19 protein-coding genes and 3 pseudogenes are annotated in these 18,102 nt (G+C 65.1%); 8 read left to right on the top strand and 14 right to left on the bottom strand.

The genetic code is table 11. From position 1 onward, the window contains the following. The first annotated feature begins 138 nt into the window (after nucleotides 1-138). The 3 genes from U5914_RS09960 to U5914_RS09950 all read left to right on the top strand — a co-directional run bounded on the left by U5914_RS09960 (nucleotide 139) and on the right by U5914_RS09950 (nucleotide 1,462). Complete coding sequence (locus U5914_RS09960; protein WP_336135614.1) at nucleotides 139-528, top strand: DUF5820 family protein; 390 nt, start codon at nucleotides 139-141, stop codon at nucleotides 526-528. A 252-nt stretch (nucleotides 529-780) separates the two neighbouring features. Continuing rightward, nucleotides 781-957 carry a hypothetical protein gene (locus U5914_RS09955; protein ID WP_336135613.1) on the top strand — a complete coding sequence of 59 codons (177 nt, stop codon included), beginning with the start codon at nucleotides 781-783 and terminating at the stop codon, nucleotides 955-957. Nucleotides 958-1,009: 52 nt separating this feature from the next. Continuing rightward, entirely contained in the window at nucleotides 1,010-1,462 is a 453-nt protein-coding gene (locus U5914_RS09950) for a UPF0179 family protein (protein WP_336135612.1), read from the top strand. 41 nt (nucleotides 1,463-1,503) lie between these two features. On the opposite strand, the gene U5914_RS09945 is transcribed toward U5914_RS09950, so the two are convergent. Continuing rightward, entirely contained in the window at nucleotides 1,504-2,775 is a 1,272-nt protein-coding gene (locus U5914_RS09945) for an MFS transporter (protein ID WP_336135611.1), read from the bottom strand. A 3-nt stretch (nucleotides 2,776-2,778) separates the two neighbouring features. After that, nucleotides 2,779-3,888: an MBL fold metallo-hydrolase gene (locus U5914_RS09940; RefSeq protein ID WP_336135610.1), complete on the bottom strand. Its 1,110-nt coding sequence runs from the start codon at nucleotides 3,886-3,888 to the stop codon at nucleotides 2,779-2,781. 89 nt (nucleotides 3,889-3,977) lie between these two features. Here U5914_RS09940 and U5914_RS09935 point away from each other — a divergent pair, with 89 nt between their 5' ends. Continuing rightward, nucleotides 3,978-4,712: a helix-turn-helix domain-containing protein gene (locus U5914_RS09935; RefSeq protein WP_336135609.1), complete on the top strand. Its 735-nt coding sequence runs from the start codon at nucleotides 3,978-3,980 to the stop codon at nucleotides 4,710-4,712. 15 nt (nucleotides 4,713-4,727) lie between these two features. On the opposite strand, the gene U5914_RS09930 is transcribed toward U5914_RS09935, so the two are convergent. From U5914_RS09930 to U5914_RS09920, 3 genes are all read right to left on the bottom strand, one after another. Then, the gene (locus U5914_RS09930; protein WP_336135608.1) at nucleotides 4,728-5,579 is read right to left on the bottom strand and encodes a M14 family metallopeptidase; all 852 of its coding nucleotides are present in this window, start codon (nucleotides 5,577-5,579) and stop codon (nucleotides 4,728-4,730) included. A gap of 88 nt (nucleotides 5,580-5,667) precedes the next feature. Beyond that, complete coding sequence (locus tag U5914_RS09925; RefSeq protein ID WP_336135607.1) at nucleotides 5,668-6,234, bottom strand: peroxidase-related enzyme; 567 nt, start codon at nucleotides 6,232-6,234, stop codon at nucleotides 5,668-5,670. 44 nt (nucleotides 6,235-6,278) lie between these two features. After that, complete coding sequence (locus U5914_RS09920; RefSeq protein ID WP_336135606.1) at nucleotides 6,279-6,437, bottom strand: hypothetical protein; 159 nt, start codon at nucleotides 6,435-6,437, stop codon at nucleotides 6,279-6,281. A gap of 57 nt (nucleotides 6,438-6,494) precedes the next feature. Here U5914_RS09920 and U5914_RS09915 point away from each other — a divergent pair, with 57 nt between their 5' ends. After that, entirely contained in the window at nucleotides 6,495-6,977 is a 483-nt protein-coding gene (locus U5914_RS09915) for a metal-dependent hydrolase (protein ID WP_336135605.1), read from the top strand. A 103-nt stretch (nucleotides 6,978-7,080) separates the two neighbouring features. After that, nucleotides 7,081-8,757, top strand: coding sequence for a class I adenylate-forming enzyme family protein (locus U5914_RS09910; protein WP_336135604.1), 1,677 nt, complete (start codon nucleotides 7,081-7,083; stop codon nucleotides 8,755-8,757). A gap of 76 nt (nucleotides 8,758-8,833) precedes the next feature. Here the strand turns inward: U5914_RS09910 and U5914_RS09905 are convergent, their stop codons facing one another. The 5 genes from U5914_RS09905 to U5914_RS09885 form a co-directional block, all read right to left on the bottom strand. Continuing rightward, on the bottom strand, nucleotides 8,834-9,517 hold the full coding sequence (locus tag U5914_RS09905; protein WP_336135603.1) for an MBL fold metallo-hydrolase: 684 nt from the start codon (nucleotides 9,515-9,517) through the stop codon (nucleotides 8,834-8,836). A 276-nt stretch (nucleotides 9,518-9,793) separates the two neighbouring features. Then, on the bottom strand, nucleotides 9,794-11,500 hold the full coding sequence (locus tag U5914_RS09900) for a tRNA uridine(34) 5-carboxymethylaminomethyl modification radical SAM/GNAT enzyme Elp3 (protein WP_336135602.1): 1,707 nt from the start codon (nucleotides 11,498-11,500) through the stop codon (nucleotides 9,794-9,796). A 42-nt stretch (nucleotides 11,501-11,542) separates the two neighbouring features. Next, complete coding sequence (locus tag U5914_RS09895; protein WP_336135601.1) at nucleotides 11,543-12,442, bottom strand: hypothetical protein; 900 nt, start codon at nucleotides 12,440-12,442, stop codon at nucleotides 11,543-11,545. Nucleotides 12,443-12,499: 57 nt separating this feature from the next. Beyond that, nucleotides 12,500-14,677: an OB-fold nucleic acid binding domain-containing protein gene (locus U5914_RS09890; RefSeq protein ID WP_336135600.1), complete on the bottom strand. Its 2,178-nt coding sequence runs from the start codon at nucleotides 14,675-14,677 to the stop codon at nucleotides 12,500-12,502. A gap of 42 nt (nucleotides 14,678-14,719) precedes the next feature. After that, entirely contained in the window at nucleotides 14,720-15,355 is a 636-nt protein-coding gene (locus U5914_RS09885; protein WP_336135599.1) for a YIP1 family protein, read from the bottom strand. Nucleotides 15,356-15,436: 81 nt separating this feature from the next. On the opposite strand from U5914_RS09885, the gene U5914_RS09880 reads away from it, so the two are divergent. After that, on the top strand, nucleotides 15,437-16,339 hold the full coding sequence (locus U5914_RS09880) for a hypothetical protein (protein ID WP_336135598.1): 903 nt from the start codon (nucleotides 15,437-15,439) through the stop codon (nucleotides 16,337-16,339). Here the strand turns inward: U5914_RS09880 and U5914_RS09875 are convergent. From U5914_RS09875 to U5914_RS09860, 4 genes and pseudogenes are all read right to left on the bottom strand, one after another. After that, nucleotides 16,336-16,914 carry an NADPH-dependent FMN reductase gene (locus tag U5914_RS09875; protein WP_336135597.1) on the bottom strand — a complete coding sequence of 193 codons (579 nt, stop codon included), beginning with the start codon at nucleotides 16,912-16,914 and terminating at the stop codon, nucleotides 16,336-16,338. The genes U5914_RS09880 and U5914_RS09875 overlap by 4 nt on opposite strands. Nucleotides 16,915-16,954: 40 nt before the next feature. Then, nucleotides 16,955-17,227: pseudogene (locus U5914_RS09870) on the bottom strand (HhH-GPD family protein); the annotation flags it as partial. Between the two features lie 19 nt (nucleotides 17,228-17,246). After that, nucleotides 17,247-17,424: pseudogene (locus tag U5914_RS09865) on the bottom strand (IS5/IS1182 family transposase); the annotation flags it as partial. A 75-nt stretch (nucleotides 17,425-17,499) separates the two neighbouring features. Then, nucleotides 17,500-17,880, bottom strand: a complete 381-nt coding sequence (locus U5914_RS09860) for a DUF3267 domain-containing protein (protein WP_336135596.1) — start codon at nucleotides 17,878-17,880, stop codon at nucleotides 17,500-17,502. 148 nt (nucleotides 17,881-18,028) lie between these two features. Between U5914_RS09860 and U5914_RS09855 the strand changes: the two are divergent. Beyond that, nucleotides 18,029-18,102, top strand: a pseudogene (locus U5914_RS09855) (IS6 family transposase); the annotation flags it as partial.

The raw sequence follows: 18,102 nt of genomic DNA, 5'->3' as shown, positions 1-18,102 counted from the left end.
ACAATCCTCGCCGGTAACGAGCCGCCGAAACCAGCAACGGAAGCCGGTATCTCTCCCGATTGCCGACCCGCCGTCAGCCACCCGTCAGACGCCATTTATAAACCGAAGGCTGATACGGACCCCGGACGAACCCCGAGTATGCTCGACGAATCGGCCCTCGGCGACGGCTGGGAGGTCTGGAACGCCGAGGAGTCCCGCGTCATCCTCGCCTATCGCCCGGACGTGTTCAACGGCTCGGACTTCCCGTCGGCTTGCCTTCCCACTATCTACGTCACGCGCGGCCGTCGGACTCGCCGCCCGGAGGGCAACCGGAACCTCCCGCCGGATGCCCCGTGGATGGTCACCCTCTATCTGGAACCGGAGGTCAACCGCGCCCCCGACGCCTACGATTCCATCGGCGAGGCCATCGAAGGCGCCGAAGCCCTCTCCCGGCGCTTCGCCGCCGGCGAAATCGATTACCGCGACCTCTATCAAGTCCCCCGCGAGGCGTACTTCGAAAAACTCGACGATCTGACCGGCCACGAGTAAGGGAGTGGTCCGCAGATAAGCAGGGCCGTCCGGCGACGAGTACAGCGGTAGCGAGACAAAAACTCCAGACGATTCGTTCGGCCCGGACGGTCCGGCGGGGGTCGACCCGCACGACATATTTATAATGAATTAGAATTAAGATTAAAAATAGTGGTATGGATGAACACACCAAACAGCGCGGGAGGGCGTCCGCGACGAGTTCCCGGTGAGACCCCCCGGTTCGACGCCGTTTGGCGGAGCCTCGAGTGCGTCGTGGGGGGCGTCATCGCGGTGTTCATCGGCTTCCTCTCCTACCCGGCATTGTTCGACCTGACCGAGCCACTGGGCCTGCTGTCCTCGTCGATGGTGACGTTCACTATCATCTTCACGTGGCTCTTCGTTTGGGGATTCGTCGCTATCGCTCGGGGCCACATTACGGGAGACATCTGACGAGTCGGTTCGCGGCGACGCGCTTAACAGGGGGCCGACGAAACTTCCTTTCATGTCGAAGGTCACGCTCATCGGCGAACGGCTCGCGTCGGTGGGGACGGAGTTCGTCTACGGCGGCGAAGCGCCCGCCTGTGAGGGCTGTCCGTACCGAGGGCAATGTCTCAATCTCGTCGAGGGCCGCCGCTATCGCGTGACCGGCATCCGCGATTCCGGCACCCTCGAGTGCGGCGTTCACGACACCGGCGTCACCGCCGTCGAGGTCGAACCCGCGCCCGTGCTGGCGAACGTCCCCTCCAACGCCGCCTACGCCGGCAGCAAGGCCGAACTCGCCGGGCCCTGTCCCTACACCGAGTGTCCGAGCCACGAGTTCTGCGAACCCGCCGGCGCCGAGTTCGACGAGGAATACCAGATAACCGAGGTGGTCGGGGAGCCGCCCCACGACTACTGTATGCTGGAGCGTGACCTCACGCTCGTTGAGTTCGCACCGGAAAACGGAGAAGAGTAAGCGTCACCGTTTTTCGCCCGTTTCCGGGCGGGCAGAGTCAGTTAATCCGCCGCTTCAGTCGCCGGTTTGGGCGGTTCGTGCGTCCCGAAGTCGGGATGGGTCTCCTCCATCCAGACGTAGACGACGGCCCCGGAGATGAACATCAATATCGCGGTCATGTAGAAGGCGGCCTCGACGTTGACGAACTGCATCGACAGCCCGATGAGGACCGCGCCGACGGCGTAGCCGGAGTCGCGCCACATCCGGTAGACACCCATGCCGGCCGACCGCCACGACGGATGGGCCGCGTCGCTCGGCACGGTCATCAGGTTCGGGTACAGCAACGCCATCCCCAGACCGGATGCGGCGGCCAGCACGGCCCACGGGAGGTAGCTATCGACGAGCGCCATCCCGAGGACGCCGCCCCCGGCGAGGAACATTCCCCAGATTACGGGCGGACGGCGACCGATGCGGTCGGCGAGTCCGCCGGTCCCGATCTGGAGGAAGTACATCGCGCTGTGGACGCCGACCACGACGCCGACGGCCGCGATGCCGAGTCCCTGACTGGTGAGATACAGCGGGACGGCGATCCAGAACAGCGTGTCCACGAAGTTCTCGATGTGGCCGGCCTGTGCGGCGGCGAACAGCGTCTTGTCGCCGTAGGTCGCCCGCTTCAGGACCTCGTTGAACGGCAGGTTCGCGTCGTGGTGGTCGTCGTCGCCCTCCGCCTGGGCGTACTGGACGGTCTCCTTGATGAGGAAAATCGAGATGAGGAACGCCAGCACGACGACGACGGCGAGGAAGTAGAACGGTTCGGGCCGGAGGTTCCACTGGCCGGCGATGAGGCCGGTGATCCACGCGCCGACGGCGACGCCCGAGTAGCCGAACGCCTCGTCGATGCCGACCGCGAGGCCACGCTCGTCCGGACTCGCCAAGTCGATTTTGGCGTTGATGGCCATACTCCACGTCAGTGCCTGATTGATGCCGAGCAGGACGTTCCCGACCGAAATCCACGCCCAACTGGGAGCATAGATCAGGATGAGCGGGAGCGGAAGCGCCGTCGCCCACCCGAGGACGAGGACCGGCTTGCGGCCATACTCCTCGCCCCATTTGCCCGCATAGAGGTTGAGAATCGACTTCACGACCCCGAACGAGACGACGAACGAGCCGATGACGAACAGGGACTCGACGCCGAGGACGTCCCGACCGAGGACCGGAACGACCGCGCGCTCCGAACCGATGGTCAACCCCGTCGCGAAGACCAGCAGGACGTGCAGCGAGAACTGTCCCTTGTGCTCGCGGATCCCCTGTTTGATTTCGGTTGCCTTACTCATCGGTTACTCCGCAGCGCAGTTGTTCGGCCCCAGTTCCAGTTCGGCCAGTTGGTCGGCGGGGACCGACTCCTGTCCGACGTTCGTCCGCTTGACGCGCTCGAAGTTCGGCGGGTGGTCCGGAATATCCGAGGCGAGCGTCTCGACGAAGTCCTCGCGGTCACGCTGGAGGTCCTCGTTTCGTTCCTTCACCTCGGCGAGCGTCGCCGTCACCGGCGGTTCGGGCGACCCGGGGTCGTGAGAGGGAAGGACGAGCGCGTCATCCGGCCGCTCCAGCAGTCGCTGGAGGCTCTCGTAGAGGGTCGCAGCGTTGCCTTCGACGTCGGAGTCCTCGATGCCGGCTTCGACGCCGAGTTCGACGCGGCCCACACTCTCGTGGAAGAGCGTATCGCCCGTAATCAGCGCCGCGCCTTCGATATCGAACGAGACGCCCCCTTCGCTGTGTCCGGGCGTGTGAATGACCTCGATATCGAGTCCCCCGACTTCTACCGTCTGGCCGTCCTCGATGGGAGTGGCCTCGATGGCGAGGGCGTCCTTCGGATGGAGGTAGTACGGGACGCCGTGCCGGTCGGCGAGTTCGGCCCCGCCGGAGACGTGGTCCGCGTGTGCGTGGGTGTCGAAGACGCCGACGAGGTCGGCGTCGTACTCGTCCAGAATCGCATCGTACTCTTCGAGATAGTGGGACGGGTCGAAGACGGCCGCTTCCCCGTCCGAGACGAGCACGTGAGAGAGACAGCCTTTGCCGGGGCGTGCGACCTGCACGAGCGTCCCGTCGATGTCGGCATCGACGGGCGCGTGTCGGTGAACGCGGCTCCAGCCGTTCATCCCGTCGGCGAGGGTCTCGGCGTCGTACCCGAGGTCATCGAGCACGCCCGTCGCCGTGTCGGCGACGATGCCCGCGGCACAGACGGTGACGATATCCTTGTCTTCGGGGAGTTCGGCGAGGGTCTCCTTCGCCGCCTCGGGGTCGTCGGCCAGTTCGTCGTAGACATCGACGTTGACGCTATCCGGGATATGCCACTCCTCGAAGTCCCCCTCGTGGCGGACGTCGACGACGAGAACGTCGTCGGTAGTTCGTAATCGGTCACTCAACTCTTCGGGACGCATCTCTGACATCGGTGTTTCCCCGTACGAGCAGTATTAGTATATAAGTAGTGCGGGACATGGCCGGCACTGTTAATTTCTTTCATGCCATACCGGCGACCATGAGCCTCTACGAGGCCTCGTTTCGGGTCAGACACGAGTGTCCCTACCGGGAGATATCGGAGCGGTATCCGGACCTCACGATACGGGAGTGGTATCTAAGCGACTGTCAGGTAATCGAGGTCACCTCCTCGGAAGCCCCCACCGAGGAGTTGCTCGACGAAATCGACGACCTCGGGACGGTCCTCCACGAATCGGTGGACGAATCCGGCCTCCACGTCGTCACCCAGTCCTGTCTCTGCTCGCTGGAGGATTCCATCATCGACCGGTTCGAGGAGTACAACGCCCTGTATCAGCCGCCGACGATTCATCGGCAGGGTTGGGAACACTACACGGTCATCGCCTTCGACGAGAGCGACGTTCGGGACCTGCTTCAGGACCTCGAAACCGACCGGGACATCGAGGTGCTGTCGAAGACCGCCATCACCGAACAGGCGGTCCCACACAGCATGCTGGCGCCCGTCGACCGGCTCTTCGAAAGCGTGACCGACCGGCAGTTGGCGGCGCTCCGACTGGCCCTCGAAAGCGGCTACTACGAACAGCCCCGGAAGACGTCGCTCCGAGAGTTGGCCGACCGGACCGACGTTGCCCGGTCGACCTACGAGGAGCACCTCCGAAAGGCCGAGAACAAACTCCTCACGAACGCGGGGCAGTTCCTGCGACTGGTGACGGCGGGGTCGACGGCGGACCCGCTGGGCGTGGCGGATGCAGGACGTAGCGAGCAGCCAGCGGACTGACGGCGACGGCCTCGGTCAGCGGCTCCGCCCGTCGGCGCGGGCCGAGGCGCTCTCCCGGGCCGGCACCGCCGGTTCCTCGCCGTCGAGTCGCCCCACGAGGTCGCCCGCGTAGCCGAACTCGTTCTCGTAGCCGTAGGGCGAAAGCAGGATGGGATAGAAGGGGAACTCCGCGTGGAGGTCCTCGCCGTCGGCGGCCGCGAAGCGCTCGCCCTCGGCGACGCGTTCGAAGTTGTCGACGAACACCTCGTATTCGGTGGCGTCGGGTTTCGGAATCTGTCGTTCCATCCGGAAGACGGGCAGGCGGTGGTCCCGGCGCGGCTCCTCGGAGCCGGCCAGCACGCCCCTCGCGACGAGGAACTCCCGGGCCAATCGCTTGGCGTTCTCGGTGGCGGCCGCGGACCGCTGGATGCCACACTCCAGTTCGACGACGTCGGGATAGGCGATGAGCCGCCCGGTGCTGTAGCCGGCCGTCTCGACGACGGCCTCGACCGAGAGGTACGGACACACCGAGCGGGCGTGGCCGTCCATCTCGTCGACCAGTGCGAAGGGCGCGGCGTAGGATTGGGTCGAGTGCAACGAGAGAATCTCACAGCCGCGAATCTCCGTCAGGAGGTCGTGGGCAAGTCGTCCCTCGTGGGTGTCGGCGTCGGGGTCGCCCGGAAAGGCGCGGTTGAGGTCCTCCTCGACGTAGCGGACGCCCTCATCGAGGGCCCGCTCGTTGGCGACGATGAGCTTTACCGGGCGCTCGACGTCGAGGTCGGCATCGAGCAGCGCCTCGACGGCTCTCGGGCCGCACGGCTCGTCGCCGTGGATTCCGCCGACGATTGCGACCTCGGGTTCGCCCTCTCCCAGCGTCTCGACGCGCATCTAGTCCGTCATAGCGGAGCGGGGTGTATGAACCCCGCGCTTCGGTGCGCGTGTGAACATCCACCGCCCGCGTCGCCGCCCCGCGCGGCTATCGCCCCAAGTCGTAGAACTCGTCGTTCGGGCGGATATCGGCCACCGTGGCCATCCGGTTCGAGAGGTTGAACACGGAGACGACGCTCGTGATGTCCCAGATTTCCTCGGTCGAGAAACCGGCCTCCCGGAGGACTTCGAGGTCCGAATCGCCGATTTTGCCCGGCGATTCGGTGAGTTTCTCGGCGTACTCCAGCATCTCGCGGTGCTGGTCGGAGAGGTCGGCGCTCCGGTGGTTCGTCGCCAGTTGGTCGGCGAGTTTCGGCGCGTCGGCGAAGATTCGGAGGAGCGCGCCGTGGGCGACCACACAGTAGAGGCAGTCATTGACGCCGGAGACGGTGACGATGAGCATCTCTATCTCCTCGCGGGCCAGCGCCGAATCGTCCACTAAGGCGTCGTGATAGGCGAAGAAGGCGCGGAAGTGACTCGGCTTGTACGCGAACGCCGGGAAGACGTTCGGTGTGAAGCCGGCGTCCTCGGTCTCCTCGTCGATACGCTCGCGGATGTCTTCGGGAATCTCCTCGCGGTCGGGAACCGGAAATCGGCCCATCGCATCGTCGTTCATGGCTGGGTCGTGGGCCGGTACCGACAAAAATCCCTACGTAGCGGCTATTCGCGGGCCCAGTAGTCCTCGTCGCCCCGCAGTCGATGGAAGACGACGACGCCCGCATAGAAGGCGACGCCGAGGAAGAACAGGACGACGGGGACCGCGAAGGGGCCGAACGTCTCGAATATCAGTCCGGCGAAGTCGCCGAGTGCTCCGACCATGGGGGTGGTAGGAACCCGACATATACAGGTGTGTCCCTCCCGAAGCGGGTGACGTCAATGTACAAGACGGGCCATTACGGGGCCGCGCTGTTGCTGTATGCCCCCGTGGGCTATCTCCTGTTGTCGGTCGACCCCGGCCTCGCGGTGCTCGGCGGCGTCGGGGCCGTCGCCTTCTCGCGGGTCCCCGACTACGACCTCAAAGTGCCGGGCATCAGCCACCGCGGCGTCACCCACACCCTGCTGTTCTTGGTCGTCGCCACCGCCGCCCTCGCGGGTGTGAGTGTGGCCGGCGCCGAACAGTTCGGCACCGACCCCCTGCTGACAGGGGGTCTCGGCGCCGTCGTCGGCGTCGTCGCCATCGGCTCGCACCTGCTGGCGGATGCACTGACACCCTCCGGCGTGCCGCTGCTGTGGCCGGCGTCGAGTCGCCGCTTTTCTGTCAGTCTTGCGACGGCCTCGAACCCCATCGCCAACTACGGCCTGCTCGCGCTGGGGGTCGGTCTCACCGTCGCGCTCGGCTATTTCGCTGGGCAGGCCTGACCCGAACGCCACCAGCGGAATAAACGGCGAGAAACCCCCTCGACGTGCCGGATTTCACCGGGAGAATCTTTAATATGGCTCCTACGGAGTATTGTATGCTACCATGGAACATTATAACGGCGAACCCTTGCAACATATGGGCGACCTGCCGTCGATGGCGGCCCACCGATACGGCGACAAGACCGCACTCTCGTTCATGGGCCAGGAGACGTCGTTCAACGAACTGGAGGCGAGAGCCAACAGCGTCGCGAACGTCCTCGTCGACAACGGCGTCGGCTCCGGCGACCGGGTCGGCCTCTACATCCCGAACTCCGACCAGTTCCCCGAAGCCTACTTCGGTGCGCTGAAGACGGGCGCCATCCCGGTACCGCTGAACCTCCGGATGGACCCCAACACGCTGGAGTTCGTCCTGCAGGACGGCGACGTCGACCACATGGTCGGGTCGCCGCTTCTGGCGGGCGGGATGGATACCGAGGAGGGCCGCATCATCGGTCCGACGGAACTCGCTGAACGGGCCGGCGTCTCGAACGTCTACGTCTCCGGCGTCAGCGACGACGGCGTCGTCAACTACTCGCAGGCGACCGCCGAGGCCTCCGAGGAGTTCGATACCGTCGACCGCGACTTCGAGGACGTGGCGGTCCAGCCCTACACCTCCGGGACGACGGGCAAGCCGAAGGGCGTCCTCCTGACCCACAAGAACCTGCTTTCGACCATCGAGGCCTACGCGAAGGGCGGCCTCCCCATCGACCCCGACGACAGCATCGTCCTCGTTTTGCCACTGTTCCACATCTACGCGCTCAACGCCATTCAGGGCACCTACCTCTACAACGGCGCGAAGATGCACATGATTCCGCGGCCGGACCCCGATATGATTCTCCAGACCATCTCGAACAACGACGTCACCAACTTCGCCGGCGTCCCTGCCATCTACAACATGATGTGGCAGGTCTACCGAGAGGACCCGGAGGCCTACGACATGGAGTCGCTGACCGACGTCATCTGCGCCGCGGCCCCACTTGCCGACGACACCCGTCGCACCATCGAGGAGGCATGGGGCGTCCCGATGACCGAGGGCTGGGGGATGACCGAAACCGGACCGGCCGGCACCGTCGAACCGTCCCGCGGCGTCCGCAAATCGGCTGGCTGTATCGGCCCGGCGCTTCGCGGTATCGACCTCAAACTCGTCGACCCCGCGACCCGCGAGACGCGCATCTCGGTCGACGACCTCGAACCCAACCCCAGCGACGACATCGATTTCACCGACGAGGAACAGGTCACCGGCGAGATAGCCATCAACGGCCCGACCGTCTTCGATGGCTACTACAACCGCCCGGAGAAGACCGACGCCGTTGTCGACGACGACGGCTGGTTCTACACCGAGGACATCGCCCGCGTCGACGAGGACGGCTACTTCTGGATGGTCGACCGCGCCGACGACATGATCATCGCCGGCGGCGAGAACATCTACCCCGCGGAAGTCGAGGACGCTCTCTACGAGCATCCCGACGTCGCCGAGGCCGCCGTCGTCGCCGCACCCCACGAAATCAAGGGCGAAGCGCCGGTCGCCTTCGTCGTCCTCGAAGAGGGGGCCGACGTCGCCGAGGACGAGCTCCGGGATTTCACCCTCGACCACGTCGCCACCTACGCCCATCCGCGTCGAATCTGGTTCATCGACGAACTCCCGCGCAGTGCGACCCAGAAGGTCCAGCGCTACAAACTCGAAGAGGAAGTCGAAGAGCGCCTCGACGGCGGCGCGCTCGGGTCCAGCGAAGAACTCTAAGTTTCAGTCGCTGTTTTCTGCGAGTCTCTCACCGACCTGCCTCACTAGACGCTCGTCCATCAAAAAGACGGCCGAGTCAGAGGTCCGCAGCCAACTCCCGAAGGACCGCGTCGGCGTCGGGCGTGACGGGCCGACCATGGCCGACGCAGGCGTGGTCGAAGGACTCCTCGGCGACGCGGGCGATGCTGTCGGCGATGGTGTCGGTGTCGTAGGAATCCAGCCACGGCGGGGCGACGAACGCCCCATCGGACTCCCAGACGAGGTCACCGAGGAAGGCCGCCCCGCTCTCCTCGTGAATATAGACCGTGTGTCCGGGGTTGTGGCCCGGTGCGTGAATCGCCCGGAAGCCGCCGACGCTGTCGCCGTCCTCGACGGGGTGGAGGTCGACGCTCGAAAGCGAGTAGATTCGCCGAGTGAGTCGGTGGAACGCCCCCTTGTGGTGGGTCCACGGCGGCGACCACTCGCGGCGCACGAGGGCGGCGTCCTCGCTGCCGAGGTAGACCGGGAGGTTCGAACCGAGTCCGAGCCGTCCCAGCCCGCCGACGTGGTCGATGTCGTAGTGGGTGAGCAGCACGCGGTCCAAGTCGGCGGGCGAATAGCCGACTTCGGTGAGTTCCTTCGAAATCGGGCGCCGGGGGACTGGCAGGCCGGCGTCGACCAAGGTCACGTCACCGTCGTCGACGAGGTAGGCGTTCGAGCCGATGGGCTCCGGCCAGCTGATATCGAGTACGTACACCCCATCCGACACCGCGCGTGCCATTACCGGCCGTTCGGCCCGCACCCATTTCAACGCCCCGTGTGGAGCGAAATCGGTCAGCCGCGAGGTGGTATCGAGTCGTCGAATTCAGCTCAGTAGCCCACCGAGTTCGAACAGTGCCTCCAGAACGTAGTCGAGTTTGCTCCGCTCGTCGTCTTCTTCATCGGTATCGGCGTGCTCGCTTCGCTCCGGCATGGTGTGACGAAACTACCAGTATCGGGCTGAAAAACCTATGGAGCGATTCATCGCGACCGTGAATCGGGCGACGTGCGTCGGCCGTCAGTCAAGCCGCGTCGAGACGTACGGTCCGTCCTGATAGTAGCCCAGTTTCTCGCGGTAGTACTCCCGGACGCCGATGCCCGAGATGACCGACAGTTTCTCGAAGCCGGCGTCGGCGGCCATGTGTTCGGCCTTCTCCAGCAGTTTCCGGCCGTAGCCCTTATGTTGGTATTCGCTCGCGGCGTCGCCGCTCGCGTTCGAGGCGCGTAGCGCCTCGCCGTCGTCGCCACCCTGTTGCCCCACGCCGACCTCGTTGCCGTAGACGTGGAGTTCCCGGATGAGGGCGGCGTTGTCGAGTTCGCGGCGAACGGGGTCGTTCGGGAAGCGCAGGCGGCAGAAACCGACCAGCAGGTCCTTCTCGAAGTCCTCGAAGGAGATGAAGTGTTCCGTCCCGCCGGCGGCCTCGTAGGTCATGACGTCCATCTCGACGTTCTCCGGTTCCTCGTCGTTCATGCCGACCTCGCGACAGCGGATACAGTCGCAACTCCAGCCGTGTTCGTCCATCCGCTTTCGGGCCAACTGCCGGAGATTGGACTTCCAGACGCCGGCGTCGATGAAGTCCGCCGGGATGTCACGCTGGACGCGCTGGAGGCGCGTGTAGCGCGGAATCATCGATTTGATTTCCGCGATGAGTTCGGCGGCCTCCTCGTTCTGGAGCGGCTCGTACTCGTCGCGACGCCACATGTCGTAGGTGATGGTATCCCGGACGACGAGCGTCGGATAGATTTTCAGGTAGTCGGGCCGCCAATCGGAGTTCTCGAATATCTCTCGGAAGTCCTGCAGGCACATCTCCTTGGACATGCCGGGCTGGCCGGGCATCATGTGGAAGCCGACCTTGAAAGCCGAATCCCGCAGGCGGCGGTTGGCATCGAGGCTGGCTTGGACGCCGTGGCCCCGATGCATCTCGCGGTTGATTCGCTCGTAGGTCGTCTGGACGCCGACCTCGACTTTCGTGCCGCCCAAATCGAGCATCCGGTCTATCTGCTCGGGGTCACACCAGTCGGGCTTGGTCTCGAAGGTGGTCCCGATGTTCCGAATCTCGTTGGTCTCGTTTTCGGCGATGACGTCCTCCAGATACCGGAACTCGGTCTCCTCGGGGGCGGGCTTGAACGACTCCGACTCGCTGGGGTTCGGCTCCGAATCGAGGTCGTAGTCGTTCATCGCTTCGAGGGCGCGCTTGACGAACCACTCCTGATAATCGTGGGAGCGGGCCGTCATCGTCCCGCCCATCAGAATGAGTTCGACCTTGTCGACGGGGTGGCCGATTTCCCGCAGTTGGTGGAGTCGGAGGGTGACCTGTCCGTAGGGGTCGTAGTCGTTCTGGACGCCCCGGGCCGCGGCGGGTTCTTCACCCGTGTAGGACTGCGAGGAGTCGAACTCGGAGGCGGGGCCGCCCGGACAGTAGAGACACTTGCCGTGCGGGCACATGTGCGGCGAGGTCATGATGGCGACGGGCGAGACGCCCGAGGCCGTCCGCACGGGTTTCCGCTGGAGGACCGACTGCAGTTCCTCGCGCTTGTCGTCGGGTGCGAAATCCAACAGTTCGGTGTTCTTCGGCACCTTCGGCGAGGAGTGTTCCCGGCAGGCCTCCATCTTCGCGGATTCGAGGTCGTCGCGCTCGATGTCGCCCGCGAGGATGTCCTCGACCAGCGACTCACAGACCTGCTGGAAGGCCTCGGTCTCGACCGGGTCGGTGTCGGTACTCATTCGCTATCGGGACAAGGAGACCCGACGGTAAGTGGCTAGCGGTTACGACTCCGCGACCCGGTGTGTAAACGTCATCGAGCCGACCTGCAGGGGGTCGCCCGGTTCGACGTCGACGTCTCGGACCGTCGTCAACGCGATGTCCTCGGCCGCCAGCGCTGGCGAAGCGGTGCGCAGTCGGACCTCCGGAACCTCGCGGAGGTAGGGAATCGAATCGCGGAGTGTCGGGTTGGCGCCGACCGCCTCGGGGACGAGTTCGACCGGGTCATCGGCGTCGACGCGCTCGAAGACGAGTTCCGACGGCGCGTCGCTGAGCGACACGCTGGCGACGCCGTCCTCGATATTCGCCGGGCGGACCGGGTCGAACTCGAAGTCGGTGCCTGCCACTTCGAAGAGCGCGCCGACCGGAGGCAGGTCCTCGCTGGCATCCTGAAATCGCGCCGTCTCCACGCGGGCGTACAGTCCCGGTCCGAGCGTCACGAGGTCGAACACGGCCTCGATGCGGTGCGAGCGGGGCCACGTCTCGCCGGGGTTGACCGGATAGATGCCGGAACGGTCCAGTTGCGAGGACCGTATCTCGACCCATCGGTGGCCGGTGTGTTTCAGGAGGTGCCAATCGAAGTCGACGAACAGCGGGTCTGCCCCGTAGTTTTGGACGATCATCTCGGCCGTCGGCGCGTCAGGCGTGTACCGCTCCCGAGACGGCGACAGGACGACGAGCGCCCCCGCCGTCTCCTCTAGGTGGTGGAACATGACGACGCCTTCGGGGACGGGGGTCGACGGGCCGAACCGCGAGTCCCCGACCGGGATACCCACGGAATCCTCTCCGGTATCGGGAACCGGCACGGGCGTCACCGTCGGCGTCCCTACCTCTCGACGGGCACGGCCGCTACAGCCGCCCAGTGCCGCTGCGAACCCGGCGAGGAATCCACGGCGGGAGACCACGTCTGAGGGTACCGACGCTGGCGGCTTCAAGCTATCGCGGAAAAGCAGGCGGGGCGGTTACGCGGAGGTCGTGACGACCTGTTCGGCGACCGCATCGACGACCGCGTCGAGAACGGCGTCGCGTTCGCCCGCGAGGAACTCGATTTTGGGGCGGCGTGCGCCGGGGTCCGAGACGCCGGCGTCCGGCGCTTCCAGTTGGAGCGCGGCGACGACCGCATCGAGGTCGAGGGCGGTGTCGGTGCGGACGTGGAGTTCGTCCTTGCCGACGCCGATGACGACGTCCGCATCGAGGCGGCGGTCGAGTTCGTCAAGCAGGAGCCGCGTCGGCGGGAAGTCGTAGGTGTGGGTGTAGGCTTCCGTATCGAGGACGGCGACCGAAACGCCGTCGACCTCGCGTTCGTCGAGGTTCGGCGTCGCGGTGTCGAGTTCGGCCTCGAGTTTCGTGCGGAACTGTTCGGAGACCTGCTCTGCGAGGCCGGTCCGCTTCTCGAACAGCAGGTCGATGATGAGTTCGCGCTTGTCCTCGTAGGACTGGTAGAACGCCTTCAGCGCGATGGCCTCGCGGAGTTTCTGGGCGGCCTCGGCGTCGACGCCGGCCTCGGAAGCGAGGTCAACGTAGGTCTCGGGGGTGTCCTCCCAGAAGCTGATCGCGGGCAGGTGCCGGAGGTCATCGCGAACGTCGTCGTTCGTCGCGGCGGCGACGTTGGCGGCGACGGTCGCGGCGGTGCGGTCTTCGGCGGTGACGAGCGTGTCGATTTCGTCGACGACGGCGTCGTCGGCCGACTGGCCGTCGAGGACGACCCGCGGGGCACCGTAGATGTCCAGCAGTTCGAGGCCGTCCAGCGAGGCCTCCGTCGAACCGCCGGCGGCGAAGACGAAAAGCGGGAGTTTCTCGTCGTGCTGTTCGCGGTCGCCCAGCATGCGAGTGGCGTCCTTCGTCGCGTCGTTCATGTCGTAGACGCCGTCCTCCAGCGGTCGGCGGTCGAAGTAGTGGTAGACCGCGTCGGCGGAGGCGTGCTGGTCTTCGACCAGCGGCAGGACGGCCCGCTCGATTGCGGCGCCGGCGACGTAGCCGTCCGTCGTCGCGTCGTGACGGACGACGACCGGTCGGGATTCGAGGACGGCGCGACGAATCGCGGTCGCGGCCTCGCTCACGTCGTCGGCGAGCGCGTCGAACGCGTCGTCGTCGCCGAGGAGGTCGGTCGACTCGGGGCTGGCAGCGTCGTCCAGCGCCTCGTCCATCCGCGTCTCGACGGCCTCGCGAGCGTCGTCGGTGAGTTCGACGAGGGATTCGGTCTCGACCTGAATCTCGTCGCGGCGGAGACGAACCTCGCCGTCGAGTCGGACGACGTCGTCGGCCTCGATGTCGGGGTAAGCGCGAACGCCGGCCTCCTCGAAGGCCGCACAGTCGACGACGCCCGTCTCGTCGCGGACCTCGAAGACCGTCGGACCGGAGGTCTGTCGCGCGGAGACGATTTCGCCCTCCAGTCGGACGACGTCGCCGACGTGGTCGCGAAGCGAGTCGACCTCGACGCGGTCGATATCCTGTTCGGCTTCCTCGGCCGGTTCGGGTTCGGCTTCTTCAGTCTCGGCCTCTGCTTCGGCCCCTGTTTCGGCGACTTCCGTTTCTTCTGCCGCTTCGGGTTCGACTTCCGGCTCCTCGGTCACGACGGCGTCGGCGAGTTCCTCGTCGTCCGGCGCGCCACCGGACTGCTCGTCGGCGGCCGGTTCGGCTTCGGCTTCTTCGGGTTCTTCGCTTACGGGTTCGGGTTCGACTTCCTCGGGAACGTTGCCGCCGGTTTGCTCGTCAGCTGTCGGCTCCGGCTCAGTTTCGTTTCCCGCTTCGTCCTCCTCGGCTTCGTCGAGGAGGCGGTCGCCGTCCGGCGCGTCGACGAGGACGCCGCGGAACTCGCGTTCGGACTGGCGAATCGACCAGCCGAGGTCGATGTCGCCGTTGTCCCGAACGTTGTTGACCTGCACGAAGACCTCGTCGCCGGATTCCCAGTCGAGGCTCTCCAGCCGTCGGTCGAGCTTGCTCCGGTGGAGCAGGCCGGTCACGTTGCCGATGTTGACGAAGACGCCGAAGTCGGCGTAGCCGTCAACCGTTCCTCGGTAGAAGCGGCCGGCGGTCAGTTGTGAGGGTTCGTCTCCTTCGAAATCGAAAACGACGTCCTCCTGATGGACATCACAGACGGGGCCATCCGTGGAGGTGCCGCAGATGATACAGTTACCCATTACTGAGAACCTACAGTCCGGGCTTAAAACGGTTGTCGGAATCTATCCGGTGGCCGAAGCCGGCGTGACGACGACGCCCGTCACCGACTCGAAGGCCGCGATGCCGCCGAAAGCGAAGCCGAACACGAAGACGGCCGGAACGAGTCCGGCCGCCAGCGCCCGCGGAATCGACGTTTCGTGGACGACCGAAAAGCCGACCACCAACAGTACACACCCGTACAGCGCGGCGGCGAGTTGGACGGCCGGATGCGGGTAGGCGACGAAGACGCCGGGTGCCGTGGCGTAGGCGATGACCTGTACCGTCTCGCTGACGCCCGCACGGTTCGAGACGGTCGGTATCAGCGTCAGCGTTCCCACCGCCGCCGCGAGATGCAACGCCAGCGGGGCCACCAGAAAGCAGGCGACGCCCAGCAGGACGAGGCCGCTCAGATAGACGCTACCGGTATTCTCGACCATGCGCGCGTACCCCGACACGCTCGCGGGCGCGAACGCGAGCCGGCTGCCGACGTAGACGAACGTGACCGCGATGGCGAAGGCCAACCCCGGCGCCTGGTCACCCGGCGCGACCCCGTTTCGGAAGAACCGCCGCGGCCGAACGAGGACCTCCGCCCACGCTCGGAGTAGCCCCCGCGGCCCGCGCTCGCGGCCCCCTCGCGGGTTCTCGACCCATTGTGTCACGCCCGCGGCTTCGGGCGGCGGCGGTATGAGCGTTCCGAGGTTCTCCGGGATTTTATAACGGAGTCCACGGACAGATACGGTATGGCCCTCCATCGACGCCGCCTGCTCGAACTGTGTGGTACGACTGTCGCCGCCGGAATCGCCGGCTGTCTCGGCGACTCGACAGCACCGGGCGACGACGGCAGTGGGAACGGTACGAACGACGACTCCGGCCCGCTCCGCGGCGACGCCGTCGTCGATTATCCCGGCATCGTGGACGGCGAAGCTACCGTCTCCGCGGACGAACGGGAGATAACCTACGAGGACCCGGAGGCGGTTTTCACCGCTCAGTACGCCTACGAGGGCGATACCGACTCCCCCTCGCAGTTGCGCGTGAATCGGGACCTCTCGGGAGAGACGATGGCGGCCTTCGTCGCGCCCGTCTACGACGAGGACGCCGGGGCCTTCGCCTACCACGTCTTCGCCAACGAGGCGTTCGTCTCCTTCAGCGATTGGTACTACGTCGCCGGCCCCGCGAACGACCCGGTCGAAACCGGGGCGGCGGCCTTCGAATCGCTTGGCTCCGGCGTCTCGCGGCTCGTCATCGGCCCACTCGAAGCGAGAACTGCCGGCGTCCTCGACGTGTCGCCGGAAGAGGCCCGCGACGGCAGCAGCGAGATAACTGGCGTCATCCTCTCGGGAGGCTCCGGTGGCGGTGGCGGCAGCCCCCCGGACGTTCCGCAGGTGGCGTGGGGCTTCGAGTACGACCCCGAATCCGACCGGCTTACGGTCCAACACGAGGGCGGGGACAACGTCGAGGCCTCGCAACTCGACATCCGAAGCGACGCCGACCTCACCGTCGAATCCGGCTTCGAAGGAACGGTCGCGGCCGGCGACACGGCGACGGTGTCGGTATCCGCCGACGCCGTCGTTCGGGTAATCTGGACTGCCGAAGGCGGGGATAGCTCCGCAGTCCTCGGCGAGTGGCAGGGCCCCGAGGCCTAATCTTCGGCACCGACGTTCTGCTGAGCCTCTATCGTCCGGGGGTCGGGCTCGATGTTCGCGTACTCGACCATCCGCCGGCCGAGCGTGTCGACCCGCTCGCGGACGTCGTCGACCAACTCGCCGTCCTCGAAGACCGTTCGGACGCGGGGTATCGCGACCTGATGAGGCACGACCCACGCGTTCAGCGCCCGGCATACGCTTCGCAGTTGGTCCAGCGTCGTCGTCGGGAACGACCCGCCGGCGACACAGAGCAACCCGACCGTCGTGTTCTCGAACTCGTCGAAGCCGCAGTAATCGAGGGCGTTTTTCAGCGCCGAGGAGAAGGACGCGTGATAGACCGGCGTGGCGAGGACGACCGAATCGGCCGCCACGACGCGCTCACGGAGCATCTCCGCGTCGCCCCCGTCGCTTTCGTCGGCATCGAAGACCGGCAAGTCGAACTCTCGAAGGTCGATGAGGTCGGTTTCGACGCCATCGAAATCGCCCGCCGCATCGAGGGCGTCCTCGCAGGCGAGGCGGGTGTAACTCCCCTCGCGGAGGCTCCCGACGATGGCGGCGACCCGGATATCGTTCATGCGCTCGATACGAACTCGGTTTATAAACAAAACCCGGTCGTCATTCCCGAAGCGACGCGAGGAGACCGTTCTCCGTCTGTTCGATGGCCACGAGACCGTCCGATTCGAGGTCCTCGACCAACCCGCGGAGCCACTCCCGGCCGTATTCGCCGTCCGGCGCGTAGTCCACGCGAACACGCGGGCCGAGTTCGTCCAGAGCCAACTCGTCGAACTCCCGATGCGTCGAAACGACGCGCCCCCGCATCTGGCGTCTGCTCCCCTCGAATCCCGGTTGCGTCGGCACGTCGGGCGCCGTGAAATCGTTCGTCTCGTACGTCAGCGTACGGGGAGTCGTCCGCATTATGGATTTCGTCAAACGCCTTGTGAAGTGATGTAAAGTCACGATGCTTGATCAGTGGGCGAACATCGTGTTGACGGGAAGTCGTCTGACTTTCTGGTCGTCGTAACCTTGTCACTAAGCGGGATGTCAATATTCTCAAAGTTGCGTTTGATTGGCTCTGTTGAAATTCTTAGGCCTGATAGGAATGGGTGCTGAATACAGAGGTAAAACGAGTACCGCCAACACGATCATACGGAATTGGGCCTTTATTTCGGTTCAAACACGTACATATTGTCCATATTGATATCGTAAAAGACCGTCCCCTGTGGCATCCGATAGAACCGCCAGAGAGCGTAAATATCCCCGACCGAGCCGGCGGTATTCAACACGAGGACAAAAAACGCCACCGTGGCAACGACTGGGTGAGGCACCGCGAGCAAGGGTAGAAAGATGGCGGTAATAATCGTTAACGGTGCGATGCCGACCCGAAGGTTATGCTCGCGAGAGTGAAACTGGTGAAAAACCGCTGCATACACCGCCCCAAACCGCCAGTAGACGCCGTAGTTCACGTCGTAGTCGTATCGCTGGAAGACCAATCCGTGGAGTAGTTCGTGGAAGACAGCGACGGTCAGAAACGCGAACAGCATTGGTATCGCTACCTGAGTAAATTGCAACAAAACTGTGATTTCACCCTCTGCGCCGGTTTCGAATACGACGGGTAAAACATTTGGACCCTGTATCTGGTCGTGTTTAGTTAAGGATGAAGAGTGAGGCGTGGTGATTTTGTGCTGGTCTATGGCAGAAATCACACGCCTCAGCGGTCGTAGCGACTGGATCGAGTTAGATTTTGTGGAGCGAGAGCGGACACC

This window comes from Natronomonas amylolytica (genome assembly GCF_037031205.1).
Lineage (GTDB): Archaea > Halobacteriota > Halobacteria > Halobacteriales > Haloarculaceae > Natronomonas > Natronomonas amylolytica.
This window is presented reverse-complemented; position numbering and strand designations above follow the sequence as displayed.